This window comes from Butyrivibrio sp. X503 (genome assembly GCF_003625475.1).
Classification (GTDB): Bacteria; Bacillota; Clostridia; order Lachnospirales; family Lachnospiraceae; genus Butyrivibrio.
This window is the reverse complement of record NZ_RAIQ01000009.1, coordinates 80,030-101,551: the sequence shown is the minus strand read 5'-3', so window position 1 is coordinate 101,551 and position 21,522 is coordinate 80,030. Positions and strand designations below refer to the sequence as shown.

The window sequence follows — 21,522 nt, the reverse complement described above, 5'->3', positions numbered from 1 at the left end:
TAGCATTTTATATCATTGAGGCATTAAAAAAAAGGGTCGGTTGCTACCGACCCTTTACTCTCCTATTCAATTCTTAACTTCCGGTCTGTCACGTCAGTCTTTAACTTCGATCTTCACAGCTTCTTCCTTCTCGGGGATTGCTTCCTTCTTGGGAATGCTTACCGTAAGGACACCGTTCTTGTACTGAGCTATGATGTCTTCAGGCTTAAGACCTGGTGTGCGGAAGGATCTCTGGTAAGATGAGCTTCTTCTCTCGCGGCGGATGTACTTACCGTTCTCATCCTTCTCGTCCTTGTTTTCGTTGTGAGAAGCGCTGATCGTAAGGACTTCATTCTTGAGATCGATGTTGATATCTTCTTTGTTGAATCCGGGCAACTCAGCCTCAAGCTGATAGCCGTTCTCTTTCTCGATGACGTCGGTCTTCATAAGACCCGATGCCGGTTCGAAGTTCCTCTCGATAAGTCCTGTATCGCACAGGTCACCGAAGAATCTGTTGTTAAAGAAATCATCCATCTCATCAAATAAGTTATTGTTACTCCATAACATAGGCATCAACATAAGTCATCACTCCTTTTTATATAAATTTTTTGTTGTAGTGTTTTGTGGCAATCGATCGGTGATTTTGTGTTAGCACTCTCACCTCTCGGCTGCTAATTTTCTTTTCAAGTATGTTATAGAACAAATAGAACAAGAAATCAAGTCTTTAATTATAAAATAATTATTAATTTCCGCAATATGAGTTATAATATTGATTAAGAACTTTAAAACAATCGCATATGATAAAGGCGGAACCAAATGACCCCCAAAACCAAATTCATTATCAAAAGAACAATTGTTGTTATTATCGTAATAGCGGCTTTTGTCGCGGGCTTTTTTTCCTGCAAAAATATCTTTACTTCTTCATCCAAAAAGACCCTCTCTTCAGACATCACTTCAGTAGATCACTCACTAATCCCTTTAGAAATAACTTCGACGATCACTCTTGACGGTAAAAAAGTTAAATTCGACAAGAAATACGTTTCTATGGTAAGTAACGTTGTAATGATCACAGAAGGCGGTAATTACTGCATCGAAGGCTTCTACGAAGATGGCCAGATACGAGTTTTTACCAACAACGAAGATGTGACGCTGATCCTAAACGGCGTGGATGTAAGATGTTTGAACATGGCACCTATTTACGCAGAGGCTGCCGACAACGTAACGATATATGTTCCGGAATCAAGCGTAAACAGTCTTACCTGTGCGGAGATTCAGTACTACGAAAGCGCACTGGAGGCCGCCACGCATTCTCCTGAAAGCACTTCCGATGACGCATCGACCGGATCATCCGAAACCGAAGACGTACCTGTGACAGGTAAGGGTGTTATTGTAACGGAATGCGATCTGGCCATCAGCGGCGGCGGAACGCTTAATGTATTCGGATATCTCAGAGACGGTATTCACTCAAAAGGATCCATCACCCTTGAAGATTCGACTTTTAGTCTTACAACCACAAATAACGGTATCAAAGCATCAAGCGATATCATTGTTGAATCGGGGCATTTTGATCTGGCCTCTGTCGGAGATGGTATTCAGGCCGACGGTAATCTCATAGTAAATGGTGGAACCTTCAATATCACCACAGGACAAGGCTCCGCCTCTATTGAAAAAAAGACAGAAACTATGCCCACATTTGATGGTACGGGCGATATGCCCGCTCCACCTTCAGATGCTGCATTTGAAATGTCAGGCTTTCAACCGGGCCCTCCGCCTGCAGATGCAAACTCCGAGAATTCCACTGAAACCGAGAACAAGGATAAAAGCAAGAAAACTGACAAAGTCAGTAGGAAGGCCATCAAGGCAGAGAATTCTCTTATCATGAACGATGGCGTCCTAACTATAGACAGCGCCGATGACGGCATTCATTCAGACGGAACTGTTGAAATAAACGGCGGAACAATTGAGATCGCATCCAGCGACGACGCGGTACATGCCGATGATCTGCTTTCCGTAAAAGGCGGAAAGCTTAACATTACAGACTGCTGTGAAGGCATTGAGTCCACAATAATAAATATCTCCGGAGGCGAAGTGAGCGTCATCTCAACAGATGACGGTATCAATGCATCGGACAAACGAGGCGAGCCCTGCATAACTATCAGCGGCGGAAAGACCTACGTTAATTCCGAGGGCGATGGTATTGATTCCAACAAAGACCTAGTTATAACAGGCGGAGAAATCTACGTTGACGGTCCTTCTAATCCCGGCAACGGCTCAATAGACGTAGGCACCGAAGATGGCGGTATCTTTGTAATAAACAAAGGAACAATAACCGCTATCGGCATGTCGGGAATGCTTGAGGTTCCGCATGAATCCTCAACGCAGCAATCTCTTACATACGTATTCGATGAGCCTGTCAGCAAAGGAAGCATCGTAACCCTGCTTGATGGCAGCGGAAAACTTGTATCGCAGTTTGCTCTCATAAAAGACGCCGACAGTATAATTTATTCTTCTCCCGATCTTGTTTCCGGTGAGACATATACTTTCACATGCGAAGAAGCAGAAGGAACTCTTGAGGCTTCCGAGATAAACGCGACAAATCATGAGGGTGGATTTGGCTTTGGTTTCGGCCCCGGTCCCGGTCCTGCTCCCGGCGAAGCTCCGGATTTCGGTGCAGATAGTGCCTCAAATTCCGATACCGGCAAAGCTAACTAAAAGGTGTTGCGCCTCACATAGTTATGTGATATATTACATGTAGTATTAAAAACTACATAGAATTTCTTTTATATGTGGGGAGGCAAATTATGAATACAAAAGAGCTTAAAAGATTTTTAAAGGAGCATTTGGTTCCTTCGAAATTATACAAGGTAGGCGGTCATCACAAGAACAGAATCTGTCTTGATAAGACCAAGAACGGCTGGGCTGTATTCTTCCAGGATAAAAAAGATCGCATCGGCGAGATTGACTTTGTTGACGAAGCAAGTGCCTGTGACAAGATGAAGGACGAGCTCAGAAAGCTCATGGAGCAGATGTACGGCATTACATGGGCTGTAGCGAAATAATATATTCAGATTATTCCAATAACACTAAAAAGGCTTTGAGACGTAACTCTCAAAGCCTTTATCATTATAACTTATGCATCGTAATGAAACTCTTTTGTTTCACCTTCCACATCATAGTATACAATCTTTTTTTCTCGGTCCATTGACTTAAAAATACCACCGTGAAGAGGTTTGTAAGTCTCATCATCTGCATTGAATTGAACATTATCTACAAAATAATCATAACTATACATGGCTGGGAAAAGCGTATCGCCGACGCCTTCTATTCGCTCCTGTGTTGTCATCATAAAATAAGTAAGGTCAATGTTTTCATGATCAACCAATACCCATGTGGGATCAATATGATATTCTTTACCGTTTATTTTGACGTATGACCATCCATGGTCCAAACCACTGTATGTAATGGCATCAACTCCACACTGAAGCAACAGATAGCTGTATGCACTACCAATCTGACCGCAGATACCTTTTTTATTCAAGATCACTCCGTATATTCCGGAATAATATCCACTTTGTTCAAGATTTTCTATATCGGTGTCTAAAGAATCCGCTTCTTCATAATCATATTCACATTCCCTTCCAAAGTATTCATAAAGGGCAAGACATTTCTCAAAATCAGTATAATCTTTGCTTACGCATTCTTTTAGTATTCTTTCCACTTCCTGCTCAAATGCCTGTTCATTTTTTACTACTTCTTCCGGAGAAACGGTATACACGATATGTCCCACTCCATCCGAAAAACTACATTTGTCACTATCAATAAAAGGTGCTACACCGGGAAAAAAGTCTCCCACCGGGCAACCTATACAAAATTCAAAGGTCGCTTCGTCAGGGCACTCAAATGTATCCTTTCCCTCTCTTGCCGCATCACAAAGGTTAAAAAATGCGTCCCATGCATCTCCGTATGAATCGCGAATCATAGGCGGGCAAACGTGAGGATTGAAAGAATAATATATATCCTCGGCAGATATCTCGGTAGTTGCAGATGTTTCAGTTTCCAAGGAATCTGTCTTTGCTATAGAAGTTGCTTTCTCTGAAGTACCGGGCTCTGATACCGAGGCTTCCCCAACTGCTTCCATTTCTTCATTCTGCTGTATTGTAATATCTTTACCGCATGCAGTCATCAATATGCTACACATTACAAAAGCAGCTATTGCCTTTATTTTCATGGATAAGTCTCCTTCCTATTCCCTTTTGTTTCTTAAATTCTATTATTTATATTTCGAAATTGTAACACATAAATTAACTAATTGCAAATCACAATATGGTTCTCTTATGTAATTTAAGAGGAACCTTTATCTGTGTAAAACATTATTCTTGTTTCGGCATGCATATAAACAGAATCCGCCACTTGACATGCTCTACATTAGCTAGCCAAGCATGTATTTTGTGAAAACCTTTTCTTTGACACGTTGATTTCAGAGGAATTTCCGATTTTTCAATCACGTATAGAAGAATAAAAGCATGTATCAAAACCAAAGATGTAAATATGCATGCTTTTTTCTATTCAATTCTTTTTTTAAAGAGAAAAATCGGCATGTCTACAAGCAAAAAAACTTGTTTGTCATGCCGATTTACGATATTACGTACAATAAATGCTATTCAAATCCGTTATCACAGATCTTTTGGGGCCAACGACATCGCGGCGAGAACCGCGCCCTGTCCCCAAGGGTAATTGCCATAGGTCTGGTAGTGAACGCCAAAGTCATCGCATGAGCTGAGCGCATCGAGAACAGCGCCTCCATCGATGTGATGGGTCATGCACTCAGAAGCCTTCTGTACTGCTTCCTTTATCTTTGTCTGCTCTTCTGCGGAAAAGATATCACTCTTTAATCCCACAGAAAGCGCATATGCGATCATTCCGGTAGCGGACATATCGATGTGTCCGTCAACTGCCTGAAGCTGCCAGCTCCATCCGCCGTCTTCACGCTGATAATCAACGGCCTTCAAGGCAAGCTCCTTGAACCACACGCCCGCGCCGATTGCTCCTCTGCCGTCATCTGAGCCAAGTCCGGTTGCACCGCTTACCCCCGCTGCAGCGCCTGCGGCTCCCATGATGAGCCAGCCGAAGGCTCTGCCCCAGCACATAAGGCCCTTCTTCTGCGCGACGAGTTCGGTATGTCTACGCTGCTCTTCATTATTTACACCATCGATCACGTATTTTACATTTTCCTGTAACTCATATGCGTGATAGATAAGTCCGCTCTTTGAATCTCTTCCGAAATCATAATAATTCTGTAAAAGACTATCCTTGACGGATCGCATGCCTTCGGCAAGCTTTTTCTGTCCGGCCTTGTGCCTGCTCTCTACACCTTCGCTTGAAGCTGCTCCGAACACTTTCTCGTATTCTGCCGCAAACATCGCTACTTGTCCGACTCCGTCGGCAAATATATTTTTATTACCTCTTGAAGCATTATAGATAACAGAACCCGCAGCATCCTTAGGATAGCCAATTATAAACTCCGCAAGTCTGTCAGCGGCGTCTTTGTACTTGGCGTTGCGCGTCCTCTCATACATCTTGATAAAGCAAAATCCCGAAAGCGCATCGTCGATATAATCAATCTTCGCGCCATACTTTGAAAGCCACATATCAAGGTGCTTACCGATTACGGATTCGATCCGCTTACGCAATCCGCGTGCCGAATCGGCATACGCCTTGGGCGAATCCGCGCCGAGGTCCCCTGCGTCGGATGCACCGGCCACATTGCCCTCACCCACGCTTTCAGCATCAAGATACTCAAGCGCGCTCACGAGCCCCAGCATCAGCATTCCAGCGGGCCAAAACAGCGGATCTTTTGTTCGCACGCTTCTTCCGAGCGCCTTTTTCACCGTATCTTTTGCCCTGTCTGAAAGGCTCACGTTCATGATATTTTCAAGCTGATTCACAGTCACTTTTACAAGTTCGAAATATGCTGAATTCTCCACTGCTCCGCCTTTCCGGCTTCCGCCACATTTTTCTGATCAGACCGGCGCCAAACTCACGCCTTTCTGTTCTTGATCTTACCAACGAGATACTTAAACTCCTCTGTCCTTCCGTACAGAAGCAGGTATACTCCGTTAAATATAACCGTGATGATCACAACCATCACGACAAATCCTACAATGTTGGTAGTCGGCATAACGCGTCTCTGAATAGCATAACATGCCGCCATAACAGCGATCAGAGATGCCAGGTATTTGAATGAATCTAAGAAATAGCTCCAAGCGCTTTTGTCAAAGCATGCCTTGTAAATAATTATGGGCTTCGTGATATTGGCGATAAGTCCCGACACAACCGTTCCGACATAGACACCGGCTATACCTGAGATACTCGAGATATCGCGCCATGCATACGCTAGCCCGATCGACAGGATAAGATTAACAACGCCCTGGATAATCGCAAGGTACTTATCCTGCTCAAACACGCCCGCAGCCGTCTTAAAATTAACGAGAACCTTTCTCTCGCCCTTAAAATAAAAATCAGTTATATAAAGAAAAACTGCGATCGGTGTAAGAACCCACGCAGGATCCCATTTAGTGCCTTTGGCGCCCTTGGTCCATATCTCAATAAGCGGCGAAAGCAGCAGCATGAAGCCGACACCGGCAAAACCATAAATCCAGGAAGCAACAAACCTGTATATCTTGAACATGCTGTACTGCTTTTCCTTGCTTTCTGTTGCGATGAGGTTTCCAAAGCTTGTAGTGATCGAATTAAACAGCGTATCCACAACACCCGACACAGACCCTACGACCATAGTGTACTGACCTACATATCCGACCTTGTCCGTTCCGATTATCTTGGAAATGATAAGGGCATCCGTCTGAAGTCTGAAGACATCCCCGACCCTATGCAGGACAAGCGCTTTGGTCTTGGTCCATATGGTGCCTTCCTCTTCCTTGCTGAGCCGCTCTACATTTTTTTCTTTTAAAAGAGGATACTTGTTATCCAGATATCTTGAGATAATAACCTTCTGAATAAGCTGAATTACCGCATCCGTAATAAGGAACATGTAAAAGCTCTTTGTGAGAACCACTACGATGATCTGGAATATTACAGAGATTATCTTTGTTCCGTTGTATGCATTCTCCTGAATGTAGCTCTTTTGCTCTGCATTGGCAAGGCTGTATTTATAAGCTACAAAATACGAACTCACCGTATTAAAAAGAAATATCAGATAAAAGAGAATGATGTCCCTATGAGGGATTATCATATCTTCAGGCAGATTAACGATCTTATCAAGAAAAGGCACAAGTGCAAGTCCGATTACAGTCACTACAAGCGCTATGTAATAATACGCCTTCTTATAGAGCTGCATGTAGGACTTCACCTTTTCTTTTTCGCCCCTGGCAACGGGCCCGTAGAGGCTGAAATTAATTGCCGTTCCGATTCCTAATTCCGCCATATTAAGGAACGAGAGAATCTCGGTATATAAGTTGTTGATACCGAGATATTTGTCCATATCAACTATAAAAAGAGTTCGCAGAATAAAGGGCAAGATCAAAGTCGCGATCTTTCCCGCCGTACCGAACATTATATTCTTTTTAGCTGCCTGAACTCTTCCCATTAAACTATGTTTCCTTTGTTGTCCATCAATATCCAGTCTTTCCAGTAATCATGCATAATCTCCGGCGTTACCGGCTGATTGTTTCTCATCTTAAAAGTGCGGATCACTTCATGATCCGGCCTGTCGCTTAGCCTTGCACCCCAGAAGCTGAAGGTTGAATTGGCGCAGATATTACCCTTGCAGTGACTCATCAGCATGAGGTCATACATACTGTCTTTTCCTGTGTTCCAATCAACGATCGTGTACCTACTCTCGTCACTGTAATTCTCTCGCGCATACTCATGATCGCTGGTAAAAATATAGAAATGAACGTCCGGATATTTCTTTTCAAAATATTCCATCGCGCCTTTATAATAGTCGTCCGTAGCGATGTTTCCAAGTATCGCAAAGTTGGACGGATCGAGATAATCGCCGCGCCTTATATGAACGCTCACGCTGTTTTCGTTATCCATTTTGGCTGCAAGCTCTCTGTTTTTCTTCTCAAGCTCCGCATTCTCACTCTTTGGAAAAACAAATAATTTCCTAAGCTCCGGCATAATATCGCCGTAGTACTTCTGGCAGGCGAAGTATCCGGTGATGTACTTATCGTCGAAATCAAAGATCTCTTCGTGATACATCTTGCTCTCTTCGAAAACCTTGGGATTACTTGATTCCCAAATCCCAAGCTTCTTAAATATCTTTCCTATAACCTTGGACAAAAGACCTTGCTTTAAAAAGCGCTCCCTCTCTTCATCCGTGCAGATCTCATACGGGAGGCCTTCAAATAAAGAGAGCTCGAATTCTCTTTTTGCAAGCATGTTCTTCTGAATGTCCTCGGCAAACCAAGACAGGTCAAGCTTAACCTCCTTGCCCATCTCAACAAGCTTTCTGTATAAAGAATATTGCTGCATCTGGTTGCCCAGACCGCCCGCGATCTGAATGATTATCATGACAATCTCTCTTTCAAAAATTCATAAGCCTTTATAAGCGAATCTTCCTCTTTCAGCTCCTGCACAGGAAGAACGTAGTTTTCGTACGTGCCGAAAAGATCTGTCGCAATGCCCCTGCTCTTAACGGAATATCCGATGACAAGCGTAGGAACCTTGCTGCTGTACGCCGCGATCGTGCTGTGCGTTCTCGCTCCTATAAAGAAGCAGCACTTGGAAATGTAGCCCTTAAGTTCCTCTGCGGAACAATCGTCGATCATCACAACTCTGCCCGTATCCTTGTACAGGGAAAAGAGCTCCGAAAGCGGCTTCCTGTCGTCGTTTGAAGGCCAGACAACATGAGGAATAAGCGCGATGTTAAGGTCAGTCTCTTTAAGCACATGATCAATGAAATTCGTGTAATTCTTCATTGTGATACCGGGCGTACTCTCCCTCTCCTGAACCATGGGACTTAGATTGATGCCTATGGTCTTACCGGGAATGAAGCCCTCTTTTTCCTTGGGCTCTTTGGTATCAAGCTTAAACGCGGGATCTTCTTTAAGAACAAGTACATCATCCGGAATTCCCGCATCCTTAAGCGCATTATACGTGATCGACTCTCTTGCAAATATAGCATCGAAAGCCTTCATGTCATCCAAAAACTCCTCTTCATTAAGCGACTCCGGCTCTATCGAGCAGCCCCATAGGATAGTTGTAAATCCCCTGTCTATAAAGATATTGTGAGCAAGGATGAGATCATTTATCATCTCAGGGTAGCAATAGTTATCGCCGCCGATCGAAACCGCAAGCGGTCTGTGAGTCTCATCCCACTGTCCGCGGCATTTTGCCATCGCCTCATTATATGCAACCGAAAAATCTTTGAATCTGTATCGTAAAAAAGACTCCGCATCTCCCGAAAGCTTTCTGTAAACATAGTAAAAGAGATGGTCAAAAAAATGTCTGTCGATGTGGTTTTCTTCCACGATCGTGCAAAGGCCCTCTTTTTCAAGTTCTCCGAGAGAATACTTTCTGTCTTCCTCTGCGGAATTGGTCACGATAAAAACAGGGAGCTTAGTTGAAACGCCTTCCTTCTTTCTCTTTTCTGCGATCATCTTAACCGTAGTGTTCGCAATAGCTTCGCAGCCATGGTTTCCGCTTCCTGCGTGCATGTATAAAATTATCGGTCTGTTTACGTTTATATCCATAAGTTTTCCATACCCCTCATCTAAAATATAGTCAGTCCCCCAAATCAAACACGCTCTAACTGCGCTTGAAATTGCCGTACATCTTAAGATACAGGTTCGGGCTGATCCTGAAGATCATCACCTTGAGCTTATGTCCCATCGGAAGTCCCGCGAACACACCTCTTGTCTTAAGTGCATGAAGTATCTGTTTCTTGGATTCATCTATCGCAAGTCTTGATAGGTCATTGTCGCGCTCTTTTTCATCCAGCATCGCAACCTTTCCGACAACGAGAAGCGCCGTTAATACCATCGATACGCCTAGGCTTACATGAGCATATCTAGAAACATATTTACCTGCGCTTATCAGCCTTTCTTCCGCAAGCTTCCAGCAGGTGAGCTGATCCAAAAAACTTTCTTTAAACGCGGTCTTCATCGCGCCGTTTTCATTGTCGGTGTAAATATAATCCGCTTTGTCTATGCATTTTATCGTATGCTCTTTTGCCTGAGAAAGAGCAATATCCATGAGGAAAAGAAGATCCTCTCCGATCGTTAGACCATCCTTAAATCTGATGTTCTCTTCGCTGATTGCCTTTCGTAAAAAGAGCTTACCCCAGACGTGGGAGTTACCTGTTATAAGATAGTTCTCCAGGTACTGATAGCCGCTTATCTTGCCTGTTCCTATGTCGCTTCCGATCTCATCTACCAAAACAGTGGAATCGTCTAAGACACGCAGCATGTTCTCGAGATATTCATCCAGAACCTTGTCATCGGCATCGACAAATGCGATATATCTTCCCGTTGCCTTCTCAATGCCAAGATTCCTTGCATTGGAGACACCGCCGTTTTTTATATGATAAGCAAAAACCTTGCCCTCGTATTCGCTTGCAAGCTCATCGCAAATTTTATCGCTTCCGTCTGTAGAACCGTCATCTATAAGAATAACTTCAAACTCGCTCGCATTTACTTCCTTTTGGTTCAAACAAGATAAGACACACTCACGCAGTGTGTCTTTTGCCTGATAAACAGGGATTATTATGCTTACAAGCTTTTCGTTGTTATCTGTCAATATTTATCCCAGCCTTCTCTTGATACGCCGTCTATTGTATCGATCTCGTAATAGTCCTCATAGGCTTTATTGATCCAGCGCACAGGATCATTAGGATTCTCGGGATCAAAAGGAACATCCGAGATATCCGATTCATAAGCCTTACTAAATCTGTTTTCCCAACCGGGTCTAAGTAGCGGCGCTGTAATGTCTTCTTCGCCTCTCTCTGCGCACTCTGCGAAATACGCATCTCTTTCATCAAACTCTCTTTTGATCCTTGCAAGGTTAGCGCCCTGCTTGATATAAGTAAATAAAAGTAATATACCCATGACAACAGCACATGATGTAACAAATGCCTGCACTAATCCCTGCGGGATCGTGTCGCTGCCATCAAGCATGACCGTGTTAGCTACAACTGCGATCCCATTTAGTACAGCTATCATCAAAAAGATACTTGCACCGTAGAACGTTCTAAGCTCAGGAGTTCTGGGAACCACAACAAGCACATATACCGTCACAAGGGCGATAAATCCCATAAGTCTCATGTATCCTGTCATCTCAAGAAACTTACTCTTAGAAGCCATCATATAAGCGATGACCACCAAAAGCACAGCAAACATCAAAGTAAGAATAAGATAATGGTCTTCGATATTGATCGTGATCTTAAGGAATCTCGCCGCCATTGCAGTAATTCCGGTATGAGCATCGCTTTCGACAGTTTGCTCTGCCCTGCTTGAATTACCGGGCGCAAGCACAAGAAATCCCAGACCTATGATACATCCTACAAGTCCCGTGATCATCCATGGTTTTACAAAGCTGAAGTTCTTATTTTCTCTGTATTTGAGATAGAGAAGTATCAGAAGAAAGAGGATCACACCTCCCGATGTATTTTCATTGCACCATCCGGAGATAAGTCCCAAAAAGAACATGCCTACAGCAGTGATCGGTTTTTCCTGAAGTCCCAGCAACAGCTTTTTCCTGTAAATTGTTATAAACGCAAGCATTATCGTTGTGGTAAACAGATAATTGCACGCGCCCGTCTCCCAAAATACCGAATCACACATCGTGGCGTCAAAAAACCACAAAAACAGGATCACAAGAGAGTACATTCTGATGTCGTACTTTTTCCTGTTGTCGATATTGGCATATATAAGGAGTGTCTGGATCGTAAACACGACTCCGGCAACGACGTTAAAGAGCCCCTTTGATCCGATATACAAAAAGATCCTAAGTATGATATGAGCCACACTCCTACCTGTGTGTGTCATGTAATGCTCATATTCTTGTACGAATAAATCAAAAAAGTTATTGGCTCCCATGACGGTATGTCCGTAAAAAAGATCATCGGACATGGCCGGTGTTAAAAAGCAAAAAACGGTAACGGAAAGAAAAGCCAAAAATACCAGTCCGTAAAAAATTTTCTTTGTGTTTTTATCAGGCATCTTGTGCTCCTTTTCTGTCTACGATCTTATGATCGTTCTTCTTTTATCTTATCCCGGGAAAAGAACTCCCAAAGATAGATCGCTGCTATCGGGAATATAAATAAACGTCCGATAAATCTGGATACAAATGTTGCTTCAACGACAGTGTAGATCGAAAGTGATAAGATGATCACCAATGTCATTGCATCTTTTTTCTTATAGCAGATATAAATAAGCAGGATCACCAAAAGGCTTATGATAACGGCCGGTATTATTCCATACCAGTAAAAAAGCCTTACCCAGCCCATGTCGAAAGTCTCTTCGCTCATTCTGTCAGAGAAAAGCTTCCAGGTTTCGATCGCACCGGCGTGCCTCTCATTTCCTCTGTAGAGATCATGGATCCTGTTTGTCAGAAGTTCATCGATCGCCGAAATGAAATTGTGGCACTTCATCTCCTGATGATATCTTGGTATGTAGCTTACGCACGCAGACCAAACAGAGAACGCCACGCAGAATACCGGTGTCACAAGTGCTGTTAATATATATATTATCCTACATTCTGCGATCTTATTCCAATATCGAACCAAAAGTCCCGTCGCGAACATGATGATACATATCGCAAGTGCGGTCTTGGACTTGGACAAAAGACATATTGCTACATTAAAAGCTAAAGCAAGCAGCCAGCTTATGATTCTCGATTTCTGACCGTAGATCCACATCCACATTGCACTTAGTGCAAAAACACAGCCGTAGAGCGTGTTGGGATGTCCGAATCCAAATACGTATCTAAGCTCCTGCGCATTATCTCTTCCGTAGTCAGTTATCATATAGATGTTGCCGAGTACACCGACAACAGACAAAAGAGCTATCAGCGCAAAGCCCGCAAGTGACACGTAAAAGATATATTTCATCACTTTCTTAAGATCTATATCTCTTGCAGCTATCATAAACATTGAAAATCTAAGAAGCTCATTCTTACCGGAGAAAAACCTCCAGCAGATAAATGTAAACGCCGCAATGACGCCGATCGCTATCCATTCGCGCTTTCCATGCTTCATTATGATGACAGCCAGGACCGTCAGCGCAAAGGTACATTTGAAGACCATGCTCTCACAGTCATGTAAGCTTATCTCGCTCTTTTCCGCGATCATAAGGACAAGCTCAATCGTAAGTGCGATATAAAATATTAAATTACTCAGCCTGGTTCGCTTATCTTCGCTCAAGTCCGATCATCCTCTTTATTTTGTGTATGGCCTTTCTCATAAATCTTCCGGCCGTGATATCAATATAATGATAAGCCTTGGAAAATGCCGTAATCTTAGGCATCACAAGGTGTCTGTATTCATCAAGGTGTTCAAGGAGATACTTTGGATAAGTAACATCCACTTCTCCGCGCTCGAATCTAGCATTTCTTCCAAAGATGTCCTGTCCGAGAACAAGATGGTCCATTGTCTCTGCAAGAACTTCTCTGTCGTTGTACTCCTGATGCGCCGCAGCCTTTACCTTAACTCCGATCCTCTTGGCGGGATTGCTTTCCTTGTAGCCTCCCATGTATCCGAAATGCCAACCGCCGTCAGCCACTCTGACAGATCGCTCATCGGTAACGGAAATGAGATCGCGGAGTCTTACGATTCCCTCCTCAGGAATATTCTTCATCGAAGTGATCTTGGTTCCGAGCCACTTTCTGTCAGCTTGAGGGATATCCGGAAACTCACCCGTGATGGACTTAAGAGTTCCTGACTTCTCCTCGTTGTTCATGTACACGTAGAAGTTTCTCTGTGCAAGGTGATAGACCTTGTTTTTATCAAAGTTATCTATTATCTGAGTAAGAACCTCGGGATTGGGGATCTCATCAACATCTCCGAAGATTATCACGTCATCCTCTGTTGCGCCGACTTCTTTAAGTCCCTCTATAAGACGGTTCTTTTGGAAATAATCTCTCTCGTGAGACTTGGCCTCCACAGGCGTATCGTCGACAACAATGTATGTGATCTTATCAAGATAGTCCTTGAAAAGTTCTTTGTTTTTCTCAAAGCAAAGCTCTTTTTTTTCACCCGAAAAAGTCATCGTGGATTCCTCAATGATAAAGCGGTCCACATATGGTTCGAGCACTCCGAGCCTAAGCTTTAAAATATCCAGTTCGTTAAAAAAAGGTATGAGATCGTATACCATGATAACCTCTTCAAATTCGCCTTTTGATCGCGTTTTTCAAATCGTGCTTAGCTGCTTCCGCAAGGAGCTTAAATGTCGCTCCCATACCGCCATCGTATGCCTTTTCGTGTATGATCACATCCTCGATAGGCGCCCATTCCGGAAGATCGAAGCGCGCATATTTCTTGTAAAAATCATCCTCAAAAAGCTCTTTTAGCTTAGTTTTCTTATCAGATAAAGACAGCGCGGAATAAACTATCCTAACTGCCGCGATCGCACAGGTAAGAGCCTTTCTCTCGTTAAGAGGAGAAGCATCGATTCCCCATTTACCGGTAAGCTCATCGACCTTGTTCCAGACAATCTTCTGATTATCAAGAAAAGCCTTGTTATAGCTTGCCGTGAGGCTTACGCCGCTCTTTCTGTAAAGGTACAAAACCTTGTCTATAAAAGCTATTCCCGAAGCTCTATCGACATATTCAGAGGTCTGATAGAGGTCTTCGCCGTAGTTAAGTCCTTCAATCCTTGTATCTATAAAAGCGATATCGCTGCGGATGCATTTGATCCACATAGCGTTTAGCTTATCGCCTTTTACAACCAGCTCTTTGAATGCTTTCTTATCTTCACCCGAATAGAGTTTTCCCTCTTTGAAAGGGAAGTCGCGAAGCTTATCGCCGGGCTTGTCCATATCAGCGGCGTTGTAGAAGATGAGATCCGGAACAGAGCCATGCTCCGGTAAATCCGGCTCATCAGCCTCGGAATGTTCTTCCGAGCCTGCGGTTTTTGCGAAGCTTCTTATAACTTCACCGAGCGTTTCCAGCAGATTCTCTTTTAACTTGTCATCGGCATCGAGCGCGAGAATATAGTCGCCTTTTGCGATCTTGATGCCTTCCTGCCTTGCCTGATAAAGACCGATCCTGCCCTCATGAATAACACTTACATTGTCATGAGAAGCCGCGTACTCATCACAGATTCTCGGTGTGTCGTCCGTTGAGCCGTTCTCGACAAGGATAATCTCAAACGAGTCACCTGTATGAACTTTTTGAGAAAGCGCGGAGTCAACGGCTTCTTTCAAAAAATCCTGCCCGTTGCACACCGGAACAATGATCGAAAAAATCATGTGATGTTATGCTCCTCTTTCCACTTCTTGGTCTTTCTCCAAAAAAGAAAAGGTCTGACCGCCATCTTAAATCTCTTCTTGGGGCTGTAGAACCTTGGATAATCTGCGTTCTCACCCCACCACTTGTGGAAGATAAAAGGCTCAACGCCTTTATTTTCGGGAAGCGGATGCTCCCTTCCAAACGTAAGCGCCAGCTCAAACGGCGCCCACTTTATGCCCTCTTCTTCCATTGCATTCTTGGAATGGCAGCAGATAAAAATGTCTTCGTTGTAAAATCCGTCGTCAACACGTACCCACGGAAGATTGTGCTTAGCCGGGAACTCGAGAAGTCTCTTGGATCTTATCGAAACGCTGTTTCCGACTCTGCAGATATTGCCCTTGCTGTCTCTGTACGCGTAGTCGTTCTTGGGAAGCGGCCACGGCGAACCGATGTAATCGTAATTAAGGAATTCATCGTTCCAGTTCTCGGGATGAATTACAAATCCATCCGCGTGAACGAGCAGCACGAAATCTGTATTTATGTGGTCTTTAAGCTCATAGACCATTTTGTAATTGAATTTATCGATGCTGTCGAGCTTGGATGTATGACTAAATCTGATTTCCTTCGGAAGATAAAAAGGCTTTTTATCCGACACCAGAACGACATCTCCGAACTCGATCTCCCTCATGCTGTACTTAAGCGCCTGCACCGTCTCATAGACGTTGACACTCGTAAGGGCACATAAAGTAACCTGCGGGAGCTTTATCTTTTTCTCCATTTTGTTCACCTAAAAGGTTGCAAGACCAACTTGCAGCCAACGCTCTTAATACTGATATTTCTTGATAATTCCGACTCTCTTCTCAAGGCTTCTGACGATCTTCTTCAGGTAAAAGACTCCGTACAGGCATTTTCTTCTGATCACCTGGAAAAAGGCGCCTACCTTGCCGGGCTTTATATTCCTGCGCGCATAAAGTCTCGATCTCTTTTTATATTCCTCGAGTTCTTTCCTACACTCGTCGGCTTCAAAGATCCTGCCTTTCTTGTCCTGGTAATGTAAGAAGCTGTATATATTCTGCTCGGAAGACCAGAAGCCGTCCGAGATATTGTGTCTTGCCCAGTACTTGGGAGCTATCGCATACTTAAGCTCCGTGCTTGAAAGAACCGGCATGATAGAGAAGGATGAATTAGAAAGGATCAGATATCTGGCATTCTTGATCGTCACATAATCCTTACCCATGTCGAAGTGGTGACACTCGTACTCGGGAAGTATTTTCCTTGCGGCCTCTTCATCCTCTGTGACCACCATGAATCTCATGTCCTTATTGATCTTCTTCATATGCTTGATAGCATTGAGGAAATACTTCCTGTCGAGGTAGAGCTCCGGATGGTTGGTGTACTCGCCGCCTCTGATATTGATGATGCAGAGGTCGTCCGCTGTGTATTCATAGGACTCCGCTTCAGGCTTGACCCTGAGCCAGTCCTTGATCTTGTCCCTGTATCTCTCGAAGTAGCTCTCGTCCTGAAGGTTACCATAAATCAAGGTATTGTCTTCAATGTCGAAGAGCCTCTTATCTGCGCCGCTAATATAACAGCCGTTATTCATATCGTGCCTTGAATTACCCATGTAGAGGCGATCGTCCTGCTCATTGAAGATTGTATATTTATCCTTGTCTTCCGCCGGAATCTCGGTACCCATGTCAATGTCCATGAAGTACATGCCCTTCTGAGAATGAAAGACATTGCCCACCTGACCGGGATTTATAAAGCCAAAATCGACTCCCTTATCGGCAGCCATACAACGGGTAACTATATAAAAAAATAATTGATTTCCCAAGCCGTAGCCCGGAATGAATTCTGTTCCTATCATTTATTAGCTCCAAATGCTCTTTCAATTCAAAAATCAAAATATATTGAACTACAGAAATTCTATGCTATAATCTAGATAAAGAAGGAGCGGATACCCCGCTTTTATTCAATGTATTATGTTACAAAAGTAACCGCCTACACTCTGCTAAAAGTACGGGGCGGTTATTTCTTTATCTCAATCACCAATGTGATAAGTGCAATAAGCACCAGAGTATACGTAAACATTTCCGTATATGTCACCATCGGCATCACCTCCCTGCTGTATAAGCAGGGCACCGCTCCGTATAAAATACTAGCACAGTACTGATCATATTACAAGAACGTATGTTCGTATTTTGTTCTACTGTATTATCGTCTTGCCATCCAGCGAAGTTTCCCTAATGGTCTCGTCTTTAACTTCATAGATGACATCGCAGTTCGCGATAGTGTTGAGTCTGTGCGCAATTATGATCATAGTCTTTTTGCCGTGGAAGCTATTGATAGCCTCCATAACTGCTGCCTCTGTCTCGTTGTCGAGAGCGCTCGTTGCCTCGTCAAATACGAGGATCTCAGGGTTGTGATAAAGAGCTCTCGCGATACCGATACGCTGTCTCTGACCGCCGGAAAGTCTTACGCCTCTGTCACCGATCTTGGTATCAAGACCTTCGGGAAGGCTTCGAACAAAGTCGGCGAGCTGAGCCTCCTCCATAACTTCCCAGATTCTCTTATCATCTATCTCATCTGCGTCTATACCAAATGCGATATTCTCACGGATCGACTCATCAACCATGTAGATTGACTGAGGAATGTATCCGATCTGAGAAAGCCAGGAATCATAGTTACTGAAGATATTGCTTCCGTCGCAGAGAATCTCACCCTTCTGTACATGAAGTAGTCCAAGGATGATATCGACAACTGTTGATTTACCGGCGCCGGAAGGACCCATGATACCTACGGATTTGCCCTTAGGCACGACCATATTGGCACCGTCGAATATCTTCACATCGGAATCCGGATAAGCAAAAGAAATATCTTTTATCTCAATCTCTTTTGACAGCTTAAGCGCGGGACCTGCGATAGCCGCTCTCTCCGCTCTCATCTCCTTGTCCATCTTCATGGAATCAGTGAGATTGTTATATACAAAATCAAGACTGTACTGATTATATGCGATCTCTGTAAGATAAGTATTTATGCGGTTTACAGAAGGCATGATACGAAGCGCCGCAACACCGAACGCCATGATCTGGGTTGTCAGCTCTTCCGACGATCCTCCTCTCACGAAATTAAAGAGCACATACAACATAATGGTTGCCATAAATACTGTCTCTATGAGAAGTCTCGGGATATTGTTAAGAACCGTATAGTTCCTTGCAAGATCGGCTCCGACTTTACCGGACTCATAATAGTTGCGGATAAAGAAATCCTGCCTGTTTAAAACCTTAACGTCCTTAAGTCCGTAGATAGCCTGAAGTCTCCACTTTGCGATCCTACTCTGGGTCTCCTGATTCTCTTTTCCTATCTTGTTGAGCCTTGGCTTAAGCACCTTGGTGATAAAAAGAGTCATCACAAGGAGAACCAGGATAGCAAGAACCGTCATCTCCCAGTTTACAACGATCAGCACTATGCCAAGACATATCGAAACAACAAGCTCCGTCGCAAGTGAAAGAATGGACAGCACGAGCGTAAATGTCCTTGGGATATCACTGTCGGTAATTCTGAAAACAGTGGGAATATCAGCTCCGAGGTAATCCTCATAGGGTCTGTTTAGGAATTCTCTCATGACCCTGCTGATCATGTCATTTCTTGCCCTTGTGATAAAGGTATTCTGCTTGTAGATCAGGAACAAAAGATATGCATTCTTGATGAAAAACACCGCGATCATGCACAGGATAAGCGGAACCGCAAGCTTGGCCGCGTCATATCCGAGATGTAACGTATCGAGGACCACTCTTATGACCTTCTGTTCCTTGACCATAGCCTCAAATTTATCGGGACTCAAAATAGCTGACATTACAGGGATTATCATCGAAACTCCCAATGTCTCAAAAAAGCCCCCAATGAGTATAAGGACAGCTAGTATTCCTAACTGTCCCTTCTGTTTTTTATCAAATATATAGTTTAACTTAGTAAAAAGACTGACTTTCTTATTGCTATCGTTATTACTCATAACTAAACTTCCACTTTCAACATTCTATCTGTATAGATATCGTCCATATCCTTGTTGTTGATCCACTTGGCCGGAGCGATGACCATCTTCTCGGGTGCATCGTTGAGCCATGCGGCCCACCAGCTAAAAGAGCTGTTGGCGATGATGTGGTGCTTACACTTACTCATAAGCATCATCTCGGCGATATCGGTCTTAGGTCCCTCTTCAAGCTCAACTACGCTGAAGCAGCGACCCTTGAAGTGGTTCTTACACCATTCCTTGTCATCGGTGAAAATAAAGAACATTGCCTTGGGATAAACTTCCCTGATCTTATTGATGGCGTTCTTGTAATATTTCTCCGAGCAAAGATTGTGAATGTGCTTGTGCTCTTCGTCTATATAGTCTGTTCTTCTAACGTGAAGACTTACAGATTCACAGCACTCTATCTGCTGGAGCAGCGTCCAGCTGACTGTATCGTTCATAAGCTCCTGAGGTCTTCTCTCAAAAGCCTCTCTTATCTCATTCTGTACGGATTCGTCGGTAAAATATTTCTCGCTCTGCCAATAGCCTACAAGGTAAGCATCATCGAGTTCCAGGATCTTTGGATCAAAGCGTCCCGACTCCTCATCTATTCTAAAGGTCTTTCTGCCTGTAAGCTTTCTTCTGATGCGGCTGAAAATATCCATCTTGGAATCAGTCAGTGCAACGACTTCTTCCTTACTTGCTTTCTCATACTCAAGCCCGTATCCCGCAATAACTGGTTTCCTTAGCTTGTCATTGATAAAGCCCGTCACATCATCTATCTTTACAACTTTACCTTTTTTCTTAAGAGCTCTGTAGAGCGCATACTGGAACATCTGATTTCCCAGTCCGCCCTTAAGCTGAATTATTATCATATCCCCTCCACCTATAAACGTCTCGTTATGTGAACGCATACATGGTTAATTATACCATAATTCTAAGTTCTAAAGAACATCCGTCAATCTTCTTCATCGCCTTGCAGAGTACTGTAGTCTCCGTTTGCGATTCTTTCGCGAATCTTGTCCTCACCGCGGGAAAGCTCTTCCATCCAAAGGTCGTAGGACTTCTTCCAGGAATTGTACTTATGCTCGTGCCTTCTGTCGTGCTTACCGAGCTTACCGGTCTTTACATAGTTCTCTGACAGGTATTCTTCAAACCACACCGTCACCTTATCGGCGCCGACAATATTCGTATGTGTTCCGCCGTCTTTGTAATCGGCGGTCTCATCAAAACCTATCTCATCAAGATGCTGGTTCATATCAAGAAAATTGTAACCTCTTTCGGTCACATAATCCCTGATGTAATTGATCTTACTCTGCTCCTCTTCGTTTACGGTAAAAGGAGTGATGATAAATAGCGCATCTTTATTGTGCTTCTTAAGGCATGCGATCAGATCGTCCAAGTACTCCTGCTGCTCGGCAGGCATCTTCTCAATATCCGATACACTGTGGAAATTCTCTTTTTCCGCGGGTTTCACCTCATCGGAAGCAACAAAACCCTTCAGATCATCGGGATAAGCGTAAAAGAACGTGCGAAGCTGGCTCCACATTATAAGCGTCTTCCAGTTGGAATGATACTTGCATATATCAAAATAAAAGTTAAAAGGCTTATAATCGGAGAACATTTTGCCGTCTTCGTCATACTCCGCATTTTCCGGCGTAACCATCGCATTTATGGTCTTTATCCTATTAAGGGAATACTTCATGTTATCAGTAACTTCCCTCGTATGCCCCATGTGCTTTTCTTTATCGGCATTTATAAGAGCTTCGTCCTCTGCCTGCCACATCTTCATCTCAAAGATAAAAAGATCCGGATCCTGCGTCTTAAGCGTCTCCTCAACAAGATACTTGGCCGCAACGGGGCGCTGCATATTCGTTGAAAGAGGATACATGGTTATACCCATATCGCCGTAGATCCTAGGTGTCGCAATGCAGTAAGGAACAGGGCTTGAGCCGATAACGACAGCGTCTATCGTGTTTCTTTTTTCTGCGTAAAAACCGACAAACCTGTCCTTCACATCACCGTTGGTCCTGATACAGTAGGTGATATGAGGGATAAGCCACATGATCATCAATATGAAAATGCCAATCTTAATTATCTGTTTCTTAGTCATTTTTATCTCAAA

General features: G+C 43.6%; 18 protein-coding genes. 2 read left to right on the top strand and 16 right to left on the bottom strand.

The window, feature by feature from the left end; all coding sequences use genetic code 11:
* Window positions 1-93 precede the first annotated feature (93 nt).
* Window positions 94-552 carry an Hsp20/alpha crystallin family protein gene (locus tag D6853_RS13885; RefSeq protein ID WP_243108365.1) on the bottom strand — a complete coding sequence of 153 codons (459 nt, stop codon included), beginning with the start codon at window positions 550-552 and terminating at the stop codon, window positions 94-96.
* Window positions 553-795: 243 nt separating this feature from the next.
* Between D6853_RS13885 and D6853_RS13880 the strand changes: the two genes are divergently transcribed.
* Together D6853_RS13880 and D6853_RS13875 are read left to right on the top strand one after the other, a co-directional pair.
* Entirely contained in the window at window positions 796-2,691 is a 1,896-nt protein-coding gene (locus D6853_RS13880) for a carbohydrate-binding domain-containing protein (protein ID WP_120658605.1), read from the top strand.
* An 89-nt stretch (window positions 2,692-2,780) separates the two neighbouring features.
* Window positions 2,781-3,038, top strand: coding sequence for a hypothetical protein (locus tag D6853_RS13875; RefSeq protein WP_092245455.1), 258 nt, complete (start codon window positions 2,781-2,783; stop codon window positions 3,036-3,038).
* A 71-nt stretch (window positions 3,039-3,109) separates the two neighbouring features.
* On the opposite strand, the gene D6853_RS13870 is transcribed toward D6853_RS13875, so the two are convergent.
* The 15 genes from D6853_RS13870 to D6853_RS13800 form a co-directional block, all read right to left on the bottom strand.
* Window positions 3,110-4,207 (bottom strand): hypothetical protein, encoded by a 1,098-nt coding sequence (locus D6853_RS13870; RefSeq protein WP_120658604.1) that lies wholly within the window; start codon window positions 4,205-4,207, stop codon window positions 3,110-3,112.
* A gap of 445 nt (window positions 4,208-4,652) precedes the next feature.
* On the bottom strand, window positions 4,653-5,963 hold the full coding sequence (locus D6853_RS13865) for a glycoside hydrolase family 88 protein (protein WP_120658603.1): 1,311 nt from the start codon (window positions 5,961-5,963) through the stop codon (window positions 4,653-4,655).
* A 53-nt stretch (window positions 5,964-6,016) separates the two neighbouring features.
* Window positions 6,017-7,582: a lipopolysaccharide biosynthesis protein gene (locus D6853_RS13860; RefSeq protein ID WP_120658602.1), complete on the bottom strand. Its 1,566-nt coding sequence runs from the start codon at window positions 7,580-7,582 to the stop codon at window positions 6,017-6,019.
* Window positions 7,582-8,511: an alpha-1,2-fucosyltransferase gene (locus D6853_RS13855; protein WP_120658601.1), complete on the bottom strand. Its 930-nt coding sequence runs from the start codon at window positions 8,509-8,511 to the stop codon at window positions 7,582-7,584. Before D6853_RS13855 ends, D6853_RS13860 begins: the two co-directional genes overlap by 1 nt.
* Entirely contained in the window at window positions 8,508-9,692 is a 1,185-nt protein-coding gene (locus D6853_RS13850; protein ID WP_120658600.1) for a polysaccharide pyruvyl transferase family protein, read from the bottom strand. The genes D6853_RS13855 and D6853_RS13850 overlap by 4 nt, the downstream gene beginning before the upstream one ends.
* Before the next feature lie 55 nt (window positions 9,693-9,747).
* On the bottom strand, window positions 9,748-10,737 hold the full coding sequence (locus tag D6853_RS13845; protein WP_158588763.1) for a glycosyltransferase family 2 protein: 990 nt from the start codon (window positions 10,735-10,737) through the stop codon (window positions 9,748-9,750).
* The gene (locus D6853_RS13840) at window positions 10,734-12,158 is read right to left on the bottom strand and encodes a DUF3329 domain-containing protein (protein ID WP_120658598.1); all 1,425 of its coding nucleotides are present in this window, start codon (window positions 12,156-12,158) and stop codon (window positions 10,734-10,736) included. Before D6853_RS13840 ends, D6853_RS13845 begins: the two co-directional genes overlap by 4 nt.
* A 26-nt stretch (window positions 12,159-12,184) precedes the next feature.
* Window positions 12,185-13,360, bottom strand: coding sequence for a hypothetical protein (locus D6853_RS13835; RefSeq protein WP_120658597.1), 1,176 nt, complete (start codon window positions 13,358-13,360; stop codon window positions 12,185-12,187).
* Window positions 13,347-14,309 (bottom strand): glycosyl transferase GT17 family protein, encoded by a 963-nt coding sequence (locus D6853_RS13830; RefSeq protein WP_120658596.1) that lies wholly within the window; start codon window positions 14,307-14,309, stop codon window positions 13,347-13,349. Before D6853_RS13830 ends, D6853_RS13835 begins: the two co-directional genes overlap by 14 nt.
* Before the next feature lie 10 nt (window positions 14,310-14,319).
* On the bottom strand, window positions 14,320-15,405 hold the full coding sequence (locus D6853_RS13825) for a glycosyltransferase family 2 protein (RefSeq protein WP_120658595.1): 1,086 nt from the start codon (window positions 15,403-15,405) through the stop codon (window positions 14,320-14,322).
* Complete coding sequence (locus D6853_RS13820) at window positions 15,402-16,163, bottom strand: DUF5672 family protein (protein WP_120658594.1); 762 nt, start codon at window positions 16,161-16,163, stop codon at window positions 15,402-15,404. Before D6853_RS13820 ends, D6853_RS13825 begins: the two co-directional genes overlap by 4 nt.
* A gap of 45 nt (window positions 16,164-16,208) precedes the next feature.
* Window positions 16,209-17,252 (bottom strand): glycosyl transferase, encoded by a 1,044-nt coding sequence (locus D6853_RS13815; RefSeq protein ID WP_120658593.1) that lies wholly within the window; start codon window positions 17,250-17,252, stop codon window positions 16,209-16,211.
* 339 nt (window positions 17,253-17,591) lie between these two features.
* Window positions 17,592-19,397, bottom strand: coding sequence for an ABC transporter ATP-binding protein (locus D6853_RS13810; protein WP_120658592.1), 1,806 nt, complete (start codon window positions 19,395-19,397; stop codon window positions 17,592-17,594).
* Window positions 19,398-19,399: 2 nt separating this feature from the next.
* Entirely contained in the window at window positions 19,400-20,272 is an 873-nt protein-coding gene (locus tag D6853_RS13805) for an alpha-1,2-fucosyltransferase (protein ID WP_158588762.1), read from the bottom strand.
* An 83-nt stretch (window positions 20,273-20,355) separates the two neighbouring features.
* The gene (locus D6853_RS13800) at window positions 20,356-21,510 is read right to left on the bottom strand and encodes an SGNH/GDSL hydrolase family protein (RefSeq protein WP_120658591.1); all 1,155 of its coding nucleotides are present in this window, start codon (window positions 21,508-21,510) and stop codon (window positions 20,356-20,358) included.
* Window positions 21,511-21,522 lie beyond the last annotated feature (12 nt).